14 protein-coding genes are annotated in these 15962 nt (G+C 50.2%); 9 read left to right on the top strand and 5 right to left on the bottom strand.

The annotated features are described in order from the left end of the window. Positions 1 to 107 precede the first annotated feature (107 nt). A complete protein-coding gene (gene petG, locus AC1S52_RS33955) occupies positions 108 to 221 on the bottom strand; it encodes a cytochrome b6-f complex subunit V (RefSeq protein WP_482033476.1) in 114 nt (37 codons plus the stop codon). A 91-nt stretch (positions 222 to 312) separates the two neighbouring features. Beyond that, positions 313 to 714, bottom strand: a complete 402-nt coding sequence (locus tag AC1S52_RS33960) for an allophanate hydrolase-related protein (RefSeq protein ID WP_482033477.1) — start codon at positions 712 to 714, stop codon at positions 313 to 315. A gap of 118 nt (positions 715 to 832) precedes the next feature. Here AC1S52_RS33960 and AC1S52_RS33965 point away from each other — a divergent pair, with 118 nt between their 5' ends. Genes AC1S52_RS33965 through AC1S52_RS33980 form a run of 4 tightly spaced genes read left to right on the top strand, consistent with a single transcriptional unit; the run spans position 833 to position 6022 of the window. Continuing rightward, positions 833 to 2077, top strand: a complete 1245-nt coding sequence (locus tag AC1S52_RS33965) for an allantoate amidohydrolase (protein ID WP_482033478.1) — start codon at positions 833 to 835, stop codon at positions 2075 to 2077. Positions 2078 to 2115: 38 nt separating this feature from the next. After that, a complete protein-coding gene (locus tag AC1S52_RS33970) occupies positions 2116 to 4470 on the top strand; it encodes a PhoD-like phosphatase (RefSeq protein ID WP_482033479.1) in 2355 nt (784 codons plus the stop codon). Positions 4471 to 4477: 7 nt separating this feature from the next. Continuing rightward, positions 4478 to 5527: a histidinol-phosphate transaminase gene (gene hisC / locus AC1S52_RS33975; protein ID WP_482033480.1), complete on the top strand. Its 1050-nt coding sequence runs from the start codon at positions 4478 to 4480 to the stop codon at positions 5525 to 5527. 33 nt (positions 5528 to 5560) lie between these two features. After that, positions 5561 to 6022, top strand: a complete 462-nt coding sequence (locus tag AC1S52_RS33980; protein WP_482033481.1) for a hypothetical protein — start codon at positions 5561 to 5563, stop codon at positions 6020 to 6022. A 159-nt stretch (positions 6023 to 6181) separates the two neighbouring features. Here AC1S52_RS33980 and AC1S52_RS33985 read toward each other — a convergent pair whose 3' ends face one another. Both AC1S52_RS33985 and AC1S52_RS33990 read right to left on the bottom strand, forming a co-directional pair. After that, positions 6182 to 7681, bottom strand: coding sequence for a M16 family metallopeptidase (locus tag AC1S52_RS33985; protein ID WP_482033482.1), 1500 nt, complete (start codon positions 7679 to 7681; stop codon positions 6182 to 6184). 121 nt (positions 7682 to 7802) lie between these two features. Next, positions 7803 to 7946, bottom strand: coding sequence for a hypothetical protein (locus AC1S52_RS33990; protein ID WP_482033483.1), 144 nt, complete (start codon positions 7944 to 7946; stop codon positions 7803 to 7805). Between the two features lie 149 nt (positions 7947 to 8095). On the opposite strand from AC1S52_RS33990, the gene AC1S52_RS33995 reads away from it, so the two are divergent. The 4 genes from AC1S52_RS33995 (at position 8096) to AC1S52_RS34010 (ending at position 11732) form a co-directional block, all read left to right on the top strand. Further along, positions 8096 to 8947, top strand: a complete 852-nt coding sequence (locus AC1S52_RS33995; RefSeq protein ID WP_482033484.1) for a pentapeptide repeat-containing protein — start codon at positions 8096 to 8098, stop codon at positions 8945 to 8947. 69 nt (positions 8948 to 9016) lie between these two features. Next, positions 9017 to 10228, top strand: coding sequence for a sensor histidine kinase (locus AC1S52_RS34000; protein WP_482033485.1), 1212 nt, complete (start codon positions 9017 to 9019; stop codon positions 10226 to 10228). A 26-nt stretch (positions 10229 to 10254) separates the two neighbouring features. Beyond that, a complete protein-coding gene (locus AC1S52_RS34005; protein WP_482033486.1) occupies positions 10255 to 10677 on the top strand; it encodes a VOC family protein in 423 nt (140 codons plus the stop codon). Between the two features lie 356 nt (positions 10678 to 11033). Continuing rightward, the gene (locus AC1S52_RS34010; protein WP_482033487.1) at positions 11034 to 11732 is read left to right on the top strand and encodes a hypothetical protein; all 699 of its coding nucleotides are present in this window, start codon (positions 11034 to 11036) and stop codon (positions 11730 to 11732) included. 149 nt (positions 11733 to 11881) lie between these two features. On the opposite strand, the gene AC1S52_RS34015 is transcribed toward AC1S52_RS34010, so the two are convergent. After that, complete coding sequence (locus tag AC1S52_RS34015; RefSeq protein ID WP_482033488.1) at positions 11882 to 15235, bottom strand: DNA methyltransferase; 3354 nt, start codon at positions 15233 to 15235, stop codon at positions 11882 to 11884. 229 nt (positions 15236 to 15464) lie between these two features. On the opposite strand from AC1S52_RS34015, the gene AC1S52_RS34020 reads away from it, so the two are divergent. Beyond that, on the top strand, positions 15465 to 15782 hold the full coding sequence (locus AC1S52_RS34020; RefSeq protein WP_482033489.1) for a transposase: 318 nt from the start codon (positions 15465 to 15467) through the stop codon (positions 15780 to 15782). Positions 15783 to 15962: the final 180 nt, after the last annotated feature.

Here is a 15962-nt window from a genome sequence, read left to right on the forward strand (position 1 = left end):
TTCCGGCTCACTCGAACCTACTGAGCAGTAACCTGCGCCAAGATTCCTGGCTTCTCTAAAGAAGCCAGGAATCCAAAGCCTGGTACTACCTTTCCAGTTTTAGAGAGTTAAAGACCCAACTGGTTGCCACGTCGATACTGCAAATAGGCAGCGACAAACAGACCCGCAAGGGTAATAGGGATTAAGCCAAGCACAATGCCTGAGAGAATAGGTTCTACCAATTTAGCTCTCCTTATGAATCAGCAGATCAGATATGCCACAGATAGCCTTTTCATCGTACTAGGTTATGGGTCAAAGTGGCAGATCTGGAACTTAGCTTTTGCTGGCTTTGTAGGCAGCCCAGCCGCCAAAAGGCGAAATATCGGGCCAGTGATATTGCTCGACCAATGCCTGCGGGTACAGAATCGCTGTCACCACCTCGCCATCCTCCAGCACAATGTCACCTGGATACATATGGGGTGGCTCGCTTGCCAGTAATTTTTCATACTGTTCGCCGCTCAACTCATACACTTCTCCCGGAATCGAGATGCCCCCTGCCGTCACTTCGTAAATTGCCGGGTGCCAATCATTCTCGGCAGAATGCATCCGGTAGGTGGGACGAGTCCGGGTTTCTCGAATAAACATGGCAGACTGGAGATTGTGGTGGTCAGGCTGTCCCCGCAGGGCAGAACCACAGATAAACACTCGTTTTGCACCCGTACTGATCTGGTTCATTTTTTTTGTACTCCTCCGATTGGCTCCAATTCGTATGTTTTAATACAGCCCTTTCTCTGATTGACTCTATAAAAAACACAACAGGCATGCCAATCAAAATACATGAAGGGGAATCATCATGGCAGTTTTACCGATGCTGACGGTGAATGGCGATCGCCTCAACCGCAGTCTTTATCAATTGGCAGAAATTGGCAAACTGCCCAATGGCGGCATTAGCCGGGTTGCGTTTACGACAGAGGATTTGCTGGCTCGCCAACTGGTTCAGTCCTGGATGGTGGAAGCGGGAATGACGGTTTTTATTGATGCGGCTGGCAACATCATTGGCAGGTATGCCGGAACCTGTGAGGGCGCACCGGCTCTAGCAACAGGTTCCCACATTGATACGGTGCCTGTCGGCGGTCGGTATGATGGCTGTTTAGGGGTGCTGGCTGGGATTGAGGTGGTACGGGCGCTCAATGAACATAACCTTCGGCTCAGCCATCCCCTGGAAGTGATTGTGTTCACCGATGAAGAACGCTCAGTCCTGGGTAGCAAGGCAATGTCAGGAGAAATTAAAGAAGGACCCGAGTATTATGTGCGATTAGACGGTACGCCAATTCAGCCCTGTCTGGAAAAAATTGGTGGGAATTGGTCAAGGATTCATTCGGCAAAGCGCTACCACTCTGAGATAGCCGCCTTTGTAGAACTGCACGTAGAGCAGGGTGGCATTCTGGAATATGACGGGGTGCCCATAGGAGTCGTGGATGGCATTGTGGGACAGTACCGCTTTGCCGTCACGGTCATTGGTCGCATGAACCATGCAGGTACCACCCCCATGAATCTCCGAAAAGATGCGCTGGTGGCGGCTTCCCAGATTGTGCTGGCAGTCAATCAAATCGCGGTGGCAATTCCGGGTGAGCAGGTGGCGACCGTTGGCTATCTGAATGTCTCACCCAATGCGACCAATACGGTGCCAGGTAGGGTTGAGTTGAGAATTGATCTGCGGGATCTATCCCAGGAGCATTTGGAATATCTGATCAACTTGCTCAAAAAAGAGTTAGATGCGATCGCCACGGCTACCAGAACTGAGATTACCCTACGCGAAACCCTGCACATTTTGCCAACGCCAGCGGCTCCCCATATTAAAAAAGTGATTCAGCAAGTGTGTGAACGTGAGGGATTGAGTTATACCTATCTCCCTAGCCGTGCCGGACACGATGCCCAGGAAATTGGACGGTTTACAGACATGGGCATGATCTTTGTCCCCAGCCGGAACGGCATCAGCCATTCTGAAGATGAATACACCTCGCCAGAGGAGTGCGCTCAGGGTGCAAACGTTCTGTTGCAAACCTTCCTGGAACTGGATCGGCTCTATCCCACCTGACGGTATGCTGAAAGGCATCCCTTTTTTTGCAGTTTGCCATGGCGAACGAACCTGAAAATAATTTTTTGCAGAATTTGCCGCTAATTCTGGCGGGTCCTGTTTTGCAACATACGGAGCCTGGATCAGTCACAGTCTGGGTGGCGTTGAAGTCTGCCTGCCAGGTTAACCTGACCGTTTGTGAAACGACAAACAATGGCACCGTGCTGGGCAATCCCGTCATGGCAGGGCAACGGTCTACGATCGCCCTGGGACAATTTCTCCATGTGGTAGCGGTGATTGCCCGCTCTGAGGTGGGCGACTGTCTGAGCAGCGATCGCCTCTATGCCTATGATCTCAACTTTACGGATGAGAGGCACCAAACCCAGCACACCCTGGAGCAGGCGTTGTGTTCCAGCCAGTTTCCCAATATCACAGTCAGCTATTTTCAGCATCAGAAACCCACCTTTGCCCTACCACCTGGATCTCAAGATTTGCGCATTGTCCACGGTTCCTGCCGCAAGCCCCACGGGGATGGGTTTGATGCCCTGGTCGTACTCGACTGTTTGATTGAAGAGGCTGCCGATCAACCGAAAGTTCGTCCCCACCAACTCTTTCTCACGGGCGATCAGGTTTATGCCGATGATGTGGCTGACCCACTACTCTGGGTTGCCAGTCGGCTTGGAGATTTACTCCTGGGCTGGGAAGAGTCATTGCCTGTGGGACCCAAAGAACCCTCGGACGTGGTCTACTACACCCCCCAGCAATTGCCTGCCGGTAAACGAGCCAGCGTTGCAACCAAGCAGGCAGGGTTCACAGCGGGTTTGGGCAACCAGCCCCTCAAAGTCAACAGTCACCTCCTCAGCCTGGGCGAATTTTACGCTTCCTACCTGCTGGCATGGTCGCCCGTCTGCTGGGTGACGCATTTCCCCAAAGGGAACCAGATACTCGACGATCTCAAAGCCAGTCGCCGCTGGGATCGGGAAGTGAAAGACATGCAGCAATTCATTCACACCCTCTGGAAGGTCCAACGGGCACTTGCCAATGTTCCGACTTACAGCATTTTTGATGACCATGACGTGAGCGACGACTGGAACCTGAACCAGGCATGGTGTTTGCGGGTGTATGGGCGACCTCTGGGACGACGGGCAGTACAAAATGCGCTGTTAGCCTATGCGATGTTTCAGGCGTGGGGCAATACTCCCCAACAGTTTGAAGCCGGTCGATCCGGTGAAAAACTGCTGGCAGCGGCGCAAGCCTGGTCTAGCTCTAAAGGCACTGATCGCAAGGCTTACGATGCGATCGCCCGTTACGTGGGTATGCCCTTCACCGATCCGCACACCGGGTTACCTGAATTTATTCAAGATGGTTCTGCATTAGTGCTAAAACGGGATCCAGAGGCAATTCCGTGGCACTACACCCTACAGAGTCATTGCCATGAAGTGATTGTTCTGGACACCCGCACCTGGCGCGGCTATCCGGCGGCGGAGAAGGCGATCGCGCCTCCCATGCTGCTCTGCCCCCAGGCTTTTCAGCAACAACTTTTACAACCCTTACAGCAAACAACGGATGCGGAAATTCCCATCACCTTTGTCATCGCTCCCACCAATTTATTTGAACTACAGGTGATTGACTGGATTCATCACTGGCAGTTACGGCGGAACAAAGTATTTTCAACCGATGTGGGAGATGCCTGGAATATTAACTATGAAGCACTGGCAAAATTTCTATCTACCTTGTTTGAGCAACGGAGCCAGGTCATTATTTTATCAGGCGATATTCACTACAGTTCGATGGTTCGGCTCTCCCATACAGGGATAGCCCCTAACTCCTCAGAACCCGATGCTGTTCTGATTCAGTTAACTGCCAGCGCGTGGAAGAACGAAGAAACCAAAACTCAGATCATTCACACCCGCTTGAAACAGTGGCTACTGCCGGAACCTGTGCGTCAGTGGGTAGGCTGGACTGATCCCCCAGCCATGATTGAGCTTGCCAAGGGGCGATTTCATCGCAATTCCCAGAGCAAATCTGCTTTGCAGCACCCACCGCCATCCACGCCCCCTGACTGGGGTTGTGCGCTGGAGTGGATACCCCGACAACCGGCTCAGACGGCTGATTTTGGGGTGGTTCTACCGTGGTTGTTGTCAAGGGCAGTACAGAAAAAAAATGCTCGCTGGCGCTGGCTCCAGCCCTTTAAATTCTGGAAGACGCGCTGGTTTCAGGATGGAAATGAAGTCGTGGGGTTAAATAATCTGGCATTAGTTCAGTTGGCAGAAACAGAGGAAACCCACTGCCAAAAGGTCATTCAAGACCTCTACTGGTTTTCCTCCTGGTCGCCAACTCAGATAGTCTATAGCCGCTACGAGAGCCAACTGCTGCCAAACCAGCCTTTGATCACCCAATGCAAAACAAACTGATTTCTGCATGAACAGCTATTTCCGTTCCAGCGTAGATGCGATGACGGGCTATATTCCCGGTGAACAACCTAAGCCAGGGACTCGCATCATCAAACTGAATACCAATGAAAATCCCTACCCACCTTCACCCGCGGCGATCGCCGTTTTGCACAGTCTAGATGCTGAATGGCTACGACGCTATCCCGATCCCTATGCCAATGAATTTCGTCAGGCGGTCAGCGAGGCATTAACCGTGCCCAAAGATTGGATCATTGTGGGCAATGGTAGTGATGAACTGTTGAATGTAATCATTCGTGCCTGTGCAGAGCGGGGGCGATCAGTGGTTTACCCTACCCCCACCTACGTCCTGTATCGCACGTTAACTGAGATGCAACCGGCTGAATTGGTTGAAATTCCCTATAGTGAAAACTTTCAGTTGCCGCTGGCAGAACTGATTGCAGCCAATGGTGCAGTGACGTTTATTGCATCACCCAATAGTCCATCCGGGCATAGTGTTTCAATCCCCGATCTGCACCAACTGGCAACCAAACTGTCTGGTGTGCTGGTAGTGGATGAGGCATATGTGGATTTTGCCGCAGAAACCGCCCTCCCTTTGGTGCATGAGTTTGAGAATGTGATAGTCATCCGCACCCTCTCGAAGGGGTACTCTCTGGCGGGTTTACGGTTGGGGTTTGGAATTGCAAATCCCCGCCTATTGAGTGGATTGTTTAAGGTAAAGGATAGCTATAATGTGGATGCGATCGCGGCGTTGGTTGGTGCAGCCGCCATGCGAGATCAGGCTTATAAAAACGCATGTGCTGAAAAGGTCAAGCTATCCCGTGGGAAGCTAGCAACCCGTCTCAAGCAACTGGGTTTTCAACTATGGAACTCTCAAGCCAACTTTTTGCTGGCACAGCCCCCCCAGGGCAACGCAGAAGGGCTTTATCTGGCATTGAAACAGCGGGGGATTTTGGTGCGCTACTTTAAGCAACCCGGTTTAGAAAACAAACTTCGGATCACAGTCGGCACCGATGAACAGAATCAGCTATTGCTTGAGTCGTTAGTTCATCTTTTGTAGTTCAATCATGAACCTGATAATTCACCACCCCGTATGAAGCAACGGTTCTTATCTATAGTTGTCGGTGGCGTATTATCCATCATCGGTCTACTGTTTATCTGGGAAGGCATCCCCCAGACTTCTTCTGTCACATGTGAACGGATAGCAAAGCAGCCTGTAAATTGCCTGAAGCAGGAGAAATTTTTTTGGTGGATACCCATCAAAACGATTTTGTTAAAGAATCTGCAAATAGTTCGTCGTGTAGAAGCAATGAATGCCTATGACAGCAAAGTATATGCCATCTATTGGCAGGGGGAGAATAACGAATTGATTTTTGGTAATACCCTGGATGTGGAAAGAATTCAGGTAGATCTCCTTCAGGCACAGCAATTCCTGAAGAATGGCAAACCATCATCTTTGACTCTAGAGCGATACAAAGTGAATTGGGCGTTTGCCCTGGTGGGATCTCTGGTAGGCGGACTGGGAGTTTGGATTGTAATTTATCGTTATAGCTAGTAACGGGATGTGCAACTAATGTGCCCTCATCCCCACCCTTCTCCCCAATGAGAAGGGCTTTCAGACATTTCCTGTCCCCTCGCCCCTTGCATTGCATGAAAATTCCCCCTAATTCGCACCTCTACTCTGCAACGCCGTCAAATTAAATTTGACAGAGCACTAGCTCTTGCTAGGAGGAGGAATGGAAACATCAATGGCAGTCACCTTTGCGTCTGGGGTGAGACTACTAAGGGGCGGATTGATTGCCTGCTCGTTGCCGACCACCAGCGTCACAATCTGTTCTGGGTTCAAATAGGTCTGGGCAACCCGCTGCACATCGGCGATCGTGGTCGCTTCTACCCCTTTCTGGTAGCGAAAGATAAAATCCCTGGGATAGTCGAAATACTCATAACGCAATAGGCGAGAAAGGGTCTGGCTAGGATTTTGAAAGTTAAAAATGAAGGAATTGAGGACAGAGTCTTTGGCGTATTTCAGCTCGGCTTCTGAAATGGGACTGGTACGAATGCGCTCAATCTCTGTGAGCAAAGTTTTAATCAAAGGAACGGTGGCATCAGAGCGGGTCTGTCCTCCGGCAGTAAACAAACCCGGGTAGTCGTAACGGGGGTTCCAAGCGCCATAGACGGTATATGCCAAGCCCTGGCGAGATCGCACCTCGTTAAACAACCGTCCACCAAAACCATTCAGAACCCCGTTCATCACCGATAGTGCCGGGTAGTCAGGCATGTTCATGACTCCGCCAATATGCCCAATCTGAATACTGCTTTGACTGAGTTGTGGTTGATTGACAAAAAACACGCCGCCAGTCTTCGCCTGACTGACCGTGGGCAATGGCGCTTGCTTGACGGGTTCCCCAGAGGGGTTCCATTTGCCAAATTTTTCCTCGACCTGTTTGCGCATGGTCTGACTGTCAAAGTCTCCAACAATGCCCAGCAAGACATTGCCAGGAGCATAGTACTGGCGATAGAAACTCACCAGGTCAGTGCGGGAGATATTGTCGAGGGTGGTGTACTCAACGGTGCGGGCGTAGGGGCTGTCCTCGCCATAAATTAACTTACGGAATTCCCGGCTAGCTATGCCATTAGGATCATCGTTGCGACGGGCAATCCCTCCCCGTGTCTGAGTTTTTGCCAGGTCAAGTTTGTCCTGGGGGAACGCTGGCTCCTGGATAATTTCGGCAAATAGATCAAACACTTCCTCCAGGTCTTCGCTGAGGGCATTAAAGCTGGCACTTCCAGAAACCTCACCAACTCCTGTTTCTATCGAGGCTGCCCGTTGCTCTAAGAATTCGTTGATTTCGTCCGCTGAACGACGTTCTGTTCCCCCCGATCGCATCACAGTACCCATAATGCCTGCCAGCCCTACCTGATCCCCAGGTTCCAGGCGATCGCCTGTGCGGATCAGTGCAGTTCCGCCCACCAAGGGCAGTTCATGATCTTCCATTAAATAGATGACCATCCCATTGGCAAGCTGAAACCGGCTATACTCCGGCACCTTAACCTCTGGCAACGGTGGAAAACTGAGATCGGTATGGTGTTTTGGAGTATCGGTAGAAAAAGCTGGACGAATCGCCAGACATAGCAGAATCAGGGGGATGACGAGGAAGCAGAAAACAGTGACAAAGATTTTTACTTTCTGCACTCTATGGTTGGGCAATTGCATCTGGGTTCTCCAGCCAGCGACTCGGTTTTACTAAAGTAGGGTTGATCAGGTGATCGGGAATCGGTAATGGGGGATTGCGGTTTTAGGAATGAGTTAAAAAAAGGACAAAATCTCATCTAGTTTACTCGCGATCGCCCGCTTCCTGCTTTAGCCATCGATCCATCTTTTCCTTGCTAGAAACTAATTTTCTGAAAACAATTAGATGGTCTTTATAGGCGGTCATTTTTTCTATCATAAGGGCGATCGTGGGATCTACCTGGCTCATTGATACAGGCTCACCCTACAGTTCAAAGATGGGAGCTACGTATATTTTTTTGAACTTAAGTATAGAAACTCACAGATTTGTCTCAGCCAAGTTTCATGGCGGGAAGTCTAGCGTCAGGTAGAGTTGCTGGAAAATTCCAGTTGCACCATATGCAAGACCATGAATTTCTTCAACAGTATTTAGAAGGGCAGCGAGCGTTTCCCGGTGCCTTCCTTGCCCGGATTAATCTGGCAGGGGCAACCCTGGCGGAAGTGAAACTCGTCGGGGCAAACCTGGCAGCGGCAAACTTGCCCTTTGCCTATCTGGTTTCTGCCAATTTAAGCAGAGCAAACTTGGTAGAAGCAAACTTGAGCCAGGCATTTTTGCGAGGATCGGATTTGAGCTTTGCCCGATTGGGGACCGTTAATTTGACGGCGGCGGATTTAACCAAAGCAAATTTAAGGGGCGCTTTTCTAGTCAAAGCAAATCTGAGTCAGGCTCATCTCAGTGGTGCCAAATTGTCAGGTGCCAACTTGCGTCAAGCCAATCTGGAGGCAAGTAACTTTAGTGCCGCCGATTTGCGCAATGCTAACTTGCGTTCTGCCAATCTCACAAATGCGAACTTAAGCTGGGCAAATTTGAGCCACGCCAGACTGATCGAAGCCACTCTTCAAGACACTGTTTTTAACGGGAGCAAGCTATTTGCAGCCCATCTTGATGGGGTTAACCTGTCCGGGGCTGATCTGAGTGAGGTGAACCTGAGTCAGGCTCGCATGAGAAGGGTTCATTTGCCAGATGCAAACCTGGAAGGGGCAAATTTGCAGGATGCTCAGTTGCAGTGTGCGCTTCTGGCGCGGGCAAATTTGCGGGCAGTCAACTTATGTGGTGCCAATCTGTGGGGTGCCAATCTGGATGGAGCACTTCTGGAGCGATCGCTGTATAGCCAGAAAACCCAATTCCCAGAGGGTTTTGACCCTGCTGCTTATGGTGCTTGCTCAATCGATCAAGTAGCCGCTGCTTAAAAGCCTATCCAAAAACTTCTTGGGTTCAGTTCCAGGCTTTGACGGTTAAGAGTTTAAGAGGTGTTAACAATGGTTTCCATCCAAGAAAACGGAAATGAGCAGGGCTTTCCCTCTGCCCTGGATATGGTAGTGTGCCAGCAGATGCAGGAAGGACGCGACGACTGCTGGCAGAGCCTTGTACAAGGACTGGCGCAAGAACTGGCGGTGAAGCAAACCCAGCTTCAGCAGGCGATCGCCCACAGTCAGCAAATTGAGATCCAGTCCAGGCACCTGGAGGAGAAACTAGCCGAAAGCGAGGCAAAAAACCATGCCTTGATGGAAGCCTCAGCAGCTCAGGCGCAGCAATTTAGCGAGACGCTGCGACAGTTGCGCCAGAACCAGTCAAAAATTGTTCAAAGTGAAAAGATGGCAAGCCTGGGTCAGCTAGTGGCTGGCGTTGCCCATGAAATCAACAATCCAGTTAATTTCATCTATGGCAATCTTTCCCATGCTGCACAATATACCCAGGAATTTATGCACCTGCTTCAGCTATATCAACAGCATTATCCCCATCCAGTTCCAGAGATTGCAGCAGAAGCAGAAGCCATTGAAATTGATTTTTTGATGGAAGATTTGCCCAAACTGCTGGTATCTATGCGTGTCGGAGCAGAACGGATTCAAAAAATTGTCATGTCATTACGCAACTTTTCCCGCATGGACGAAGCGGAAATGAAAGCAGTGGATATCCACGAAGGGATTGAAAGCACGCTCATGATTCTGCAAAACCGGCTTAAGGCAAAGTCTGATCATGCTGAGATTCACCTCATTAGGGAATATGGTAATTTGCCACGGGTGGAATGCTACGCTGGACAGCTTAATCAGGTGTTAATGAATATATTGGTAAATGCGATTGATGCTCTGGAGGAGGGGCTGGGCTGTGGAAAACCGGGAACTGGGAACCGGGTATCGGAATGGGAATCTACTCAAAAGCCAGAACCTCATACTCCGTACCCTGCACCCCGTATTCGCATCCGTACCAAAATTCTGGGGACCGATTACATCCAAATTGCGATCGCAGATAATGGACCCGGCATTCCTGAAAACATTCAACGACGAATATTTGATCCTTTTTTCACCACCAAACCCGTTGGCAAGGGCACCGGCATGGGAATGTCCATTAGTTACCAAATTGTTGCAGAAAAACACAGGGGCACCCTGGAATGCTTTTCAACTCCTGGTCAGGGAACCGAGTTTGTCATCCAAATTCCGATTCGACAAAAAGGCTATGTTGAGGCAGCATAGCAGATAGGATTTGGAGGATTGATCCAATGGATGATAGCCCCAGCATTCTCTCGCATATTTCAATTGGCACCAACGATTTTGAACGGGCGATCGCATTTTATGATGCTGTTCTACCAGCATTGGGTTGCAAGCGGATTATGGAACACCCAGATGCGATTGCCTATGGAAAGCAGTATCCAGAATTTTGGGTGCAGACACCGATCAATGGCAAGCCCGCAACCGTTGGAAATGGGACCCATATCGGATTCATTGCCCCAACCAAAGAAGCCGTTCATGCCTTCCACGAAGCTGCCTTAGCGGCTGGCGGTATAGATGATGGCGCTCCGGGTCCCAGACCCGATTACGGCGACCCCTACTATGGTTGCTTTGTCCGCGATCCAGATGGTCATAAGGTTGAGGCATCCTACTGGGATATGCAACTCATTCAGGAACTCTATATAGACAAGTAAGGGACTGGCTGGGAAATAACATCCCCCTACTCATCCACCCATCCACCCCCTTCAAACTGGGATTTTATTTGCAGGCATATCCCTAAGAAACCCGAATTAAATAACTTGAACATTTTCTGGGTTGTACGGGTTGAGCATTGCTAAACCCCTCCCGCAAAAACTCCACTTTATTTATTTCCATTCCTAAGGGGCTGATTAGAGGTTTGCCTGGTGCGGATGTTCCACTGTCGATAAGCTCGACTTTGTCCGTTTAATAGGCAAGTGCTTAGCCCTAACCCCCTACCCCCTGCTACAACATTCTGGAATTTCCTAAAATCCCATGTAGTACTAGCCAGCCTCCCTCCTCCCCTTACCCCATGAAGAAGACCTTTTGGATCATCCTTGCCTGTATCTCACTTGGGCTAGTTAGTGGTCCGCTTTACTTTTGGTACCAGGCAACCCGACTCCCAGACTGGTATAGCGATCGCGCGGTGGCTGCCAATAGTATTGACCTGAGCGATCGGGCAGCCATTCAACAGGCAGAGCAGACGGTTGATGCCAAACTCTCCAGCGTTCAACCAGCCCCAGATGGGAGTGCAGAAGTGGAACTAAACGGGGCAGAACTCAACGCTCTGTTTGCATCACAAGTTGCACGGGTTGCCGATTCTCAAAATCTCACGCCTGCGGTGAAACGGATCAGTACCCAGATTGCCGAGGGCAAGATTGAGAGCGGCGCAGTGATTAACCTGGCAAATTTGCCGACCCATACCCTCAGCCAAACAGAGCAGGACGCGCTTATGCAGTTGGTGAAAGCCTTTCCAGGACTTTCAGATCGGGATGTGTATGTAGGAGTTGAGGGAACCCCAGCGATCGCCAACGGACAGCTAAAGCTGGATGGCACCCGCCTTCGGATTGGCAATGTCAGACTCTCTGTTGCCGATGTGGCCCGTCAATTGGGTGTCTCAGAAGCCAGCTTACAGGAACGCATCGATCAGCAAATCCCCCTGGAACGGGTTGGCATCCAGGACGTGCAACTGCAAGATGATGCTGTCAAGATTCGCGGAATTGTGGACTAGATTGCTTGGCTATTACGACTCACCTCATAGCCAAATTTGCTAAGGGCTTGAGCGAGTTAGCTGTCGTGAAGATCCGTGGGAGCTTCATGAGGCGATAACCTCATCTCTGACAAAGTGGAGACGAATTAATTTGGGGCGCAGTTGATAGTTTATTGTGGTGCCCAGGGACCTACAATCGCCTCTCCCCGCTTTTCTTTCTCTGCTAATTCTAAGTTTAACGCCAACAGTTTTTCCAGCAAATCATCGTCTGGGTTAAAGCCGTAGGCTTGCAGCACCAGTTGATCGAGTTTGGCGTGGAGTTTGAAGAGTTGGCTGGTGGGTTCGTGGAAGTATTCGTTGTAGAGTTTGGTGATACCCCACTGTTTTTTCTCCATTTGGGCGCTGCGGTAGTCGTGGAGTTCTTGGGCGGTGGCGCGGATGGCGGTGATGAGATCCCCCCGGCTATCGCCACCCCCTTTGTGAAGGGGGGCAGGGGGGATCGTTTGGGGAAAGGGAAAGGTTTCAAAGCAGGTGTTGTGAGTGTAGCGGGTATCACCCTTCAGCGTAGAACTTTGTGCTTTTACCCATGTTCGATGAACATTTGAGGTGAGAATACCAAGAATGTAGAAATCATCGGATGCAACCACAGCATTAAGATCGCCAGGTAACCATCTAAATGGGAAGGGGATGAAGATAGCCCATTTAGAGACTCTAGGTACTGCAAAACATTGAGAAAGTGGAGCCAGTGCTTTTCTCATAGCTTCATTAGTGCGCTTAAATCTCCACCATTTTTCGCGCATCACTGCTTCACGATTTTGTTCACGCTCCGGTTTCACGTTGAGTTTTACGTGTTCAAAAGGCAACTTATAATCACCAGCATCCTCAACTGGCATATTACTAAAGTCAATAATCCAGCGTTCAGGCAATCCATTGGGGTTTTGAGCTAAATTAGCACCCATTGAAAAAAGCTTGAGAACTTCTTGATTTTTGGAGTCAGCTTTAATCCACTGATTAACCTGTTGTTCATCAACAATGAACCCCTTACCAACTGGAATGACACCCTGAAAGCATTGATTGAGATTAGCTTTGAGACGAACGGCTTGGGAAACATCGATCGCCGCTTTTAAGGATGAATTGATGTAGGGGACGGGTTGATTGTCGAGGTAGCAGAGCATGGTTGGTGGTGTGGCTGTGGGTTTACCCTCATCCCCAACCCTTCTCCCTGAGGGAGAAGGGAGCCGGAAACGACTCGTCTTCTTGTCCCCCTCTCCCGCTGGGAGAGGGGCTAGGGGTGAGGGTTCCAAAATTTCCGCGATCGCCCCCAAAACCTGATCAATCATTTCCAAAACCTCATCATTCCGAAAGCGCAGAACATTAAAGCCATTTGCTTGCATCCACTGGTCGCGATCGGCATCTTCAACTTGGCGTGACTCATGAATACCGCCATCTAACTCAATGACCAAACGGGCGGCATGGCAATAGAAATCTGCAATGAACTGGCTGAGGTTGTGTTGCCTGCGAAACTTGGCGTTTAGAAGACGGCGATCGCGCAAACATTCCCACAGTATATTTTCTGGGGATGTTTGATTCTTTCTTAGTTCTTTTGCGCGTTGTAATAGCTCCCGTGGAATCTGTCGGGTTCGTCCTGCCAAGTCCGAAATATCTTTATCCCAATCCCCCTCATCCCCAACCCTTCTCCCTGAAGGAGAAGGGAGTCGGAGCCGATCTTTCTTGTCCCCCTCTCCAGTCGGGAGAGGGGCTAGGGGTGAGGGCACTTTAACCCAATTCACAATACTGACGTGAACATTTGCCTCACCTGACCAAACCTGCGTCGAAACTGCATCATAAATAACGCCACCATTTTGCACGACATAATCCAATGCAGCAGTCCGGCTTTTTCCTTGGCTAATTGAGTTCGTGCCAACCAATCCCGCACGACCCTTCTCACCAATGTGGTCATGGGCTAGCCGAAACCAATAGGCACAAAAATCAACCGAATCTTTGACATCTGGGAAACGGGCAAACACCCGATCGATATACTCATCACTGAGATTGATCCGCATATGCTTTCCACCCAAGAATGGTGGATTTCCAATAATCGCGTCTGCCTTCATCCACTCCGTAAACAGCGCATCTTTGCAGACAATATTTTCATCCAGCGTATCCAACGGCAAAGCAGGCTGATCATGAATATCGCACAGGTCGATCGCCACCTTTCGGGCAATCATCAGCGTCACTCGCGCCAACTCCACCGCAAACGCATTCGTATCCATGCCATAGAACTGCTGCGGCGTGACAAAGCCAATGCTCATCTGCCCCTGCCCACTTTCCGATCGCCGTCGGGCATCAACCTTGTCTTGCAGCACCCGCTCCAACCGTTTTAGCTCTAGATACGCCATGTAGAGGAAGTTGCCCGACCCACATGCCGGATCAAGCACTTTGTAATTACGCAACTCCGTCTGCAAGGTAGAGAGTTCCTCCAATGTCGTCGCGTTGGCGATCTTCTCTTCCCAATAGCGCGTGATCGTAGGGCGAACGATCTTGAGAATATCTTCTTCTGAGGTGAAATGAATGCCGTGGGCATGGCGTTCGGTGCTGTTGCTTTTGCCGATCGCTGACTCAAAGATATTGCCAAAAATCGACGGACGCACCGCTTTCCAGTCCTGGGATGCAGCAGCTTCCAACAGTTCCAATTCTTTCTGAGTTAGCTCCAGGGGATGCACCTCTCGAAACAATCCACCGTTGAAATACTCCACCCCCTGATAGCGTCCTGCCGGAGTCATGCCCGGTCGATTCATCTCCTGAAACAAGTTCCCTAAAATATCGTAGGTGTTCGAGGGTTTGCCCTGACGGGTGCGATCGAGACACTCGCGCACCATGCCAATAAACAGATCCTCTGGTAACAATTTCCGATCTTCTGCAAACATCGCCAACACGCATTGGAGCACAAACCGCTGAGCTGTCTTGGGATCAACGGCATCGCGCTTTCGCTGGGTCAACATCGTCAACAATTCGCCCATCCGTCCGGCGGCTTTCTCCGTCACCGCTACCAGATTGTTATTGAACACAGGGGGACGATCCAACTCTGGGTTCATGAACGTAAACGCTCCCGCTCGTTGGGGCAACCGTTCTAACGGAACCTTCTCGATTGGTTCTTCCGACTGTTTACGAAAGTCATAAATCCAGAACTCATCAAAGTTGCACAGCATCACATAGCTGGGGCACTGCAACTGCATCCAGTAGGTGACCGCTTGGGCGTAGTGCCTGTTGAGGTCTTCACCCCGCTTCTTCATCTCAATCAGCAAATGCGGCTTCCAGGCAAGATCGGCAAAACCCGTATTACCCTTTTTACTGCCCTTTTTGACCCGTTGCTCTAGCGTTGCCCCCGCTTCGATCGCCCCTTCATGCCCAAATGCCTGAAAGAAGCGATCGAGAAAGTTTTGTGATTCTCCTTTCTCATCGCCTTTAAGATGCTGCTGGCAATATCGGACAAATTTCTGGAGACTTTCGGGTGTAGACGGCATGAGGCAACTAACCAGTAATAGCAGAGTGAACAGGAAGACAAAGCTTTAGAAGCCACGCCTCAGTATTCCCACTTAAAACTCCATCCTTGACCCTCAAACCCCGGAATGTCAGCCTCCACACACAAAACTTTGGCTTTTAAACAGAATCAATCCTGTTCTCTGAGGTGGTCCCCAAAAATTGGACAGGGGGTTAAGCTCTGAAAGACTCAAAAGATGATAGGAGTAGTTCATGAGTAACAAACGTAAGCAATACAGCTCTCAATTCAAAGCTAAAGTTGCTCTGGAAACCATTCGAGGTGAGAAAACCGTCTCGGAGTTGGCTAGCCAGTACGAAGTGCATCCAACCATGATCAACAACTGGAAACGGCAGGTGTTAGAGGAAGCCAGTAGCCTGTTTGAGAAGGGGAGCGAACCGACGAAAGCCGATGAGAGCCAGCAAGCTCAAATCAATGAGTTGTATCGGCAGATTGGGCAATTGAAGGTAGAACGGGATTTTTTAGCCAGCAGGTCAGCACAGTTGGGACTGAAGAGCGAAAAGCCCTGGTAGTGCCTGACCACCCGCAACTGAGTGTGGTGCGCCAATGTCAACTGCTGGGCATTGCCCGTTCTAGCTTTTACCATCGCCCCTAAGCACCATCAGAGGAGGAGTTGACTCTATTGAAGCTGATTGATCAGCAATATCTGGAGAGTGCGTTGCATGAGGCGACAACGCGCATCCTACAACTTA

Source organism: Kovacikia sp. CALU 1929 (assembly GCF_056784235.1).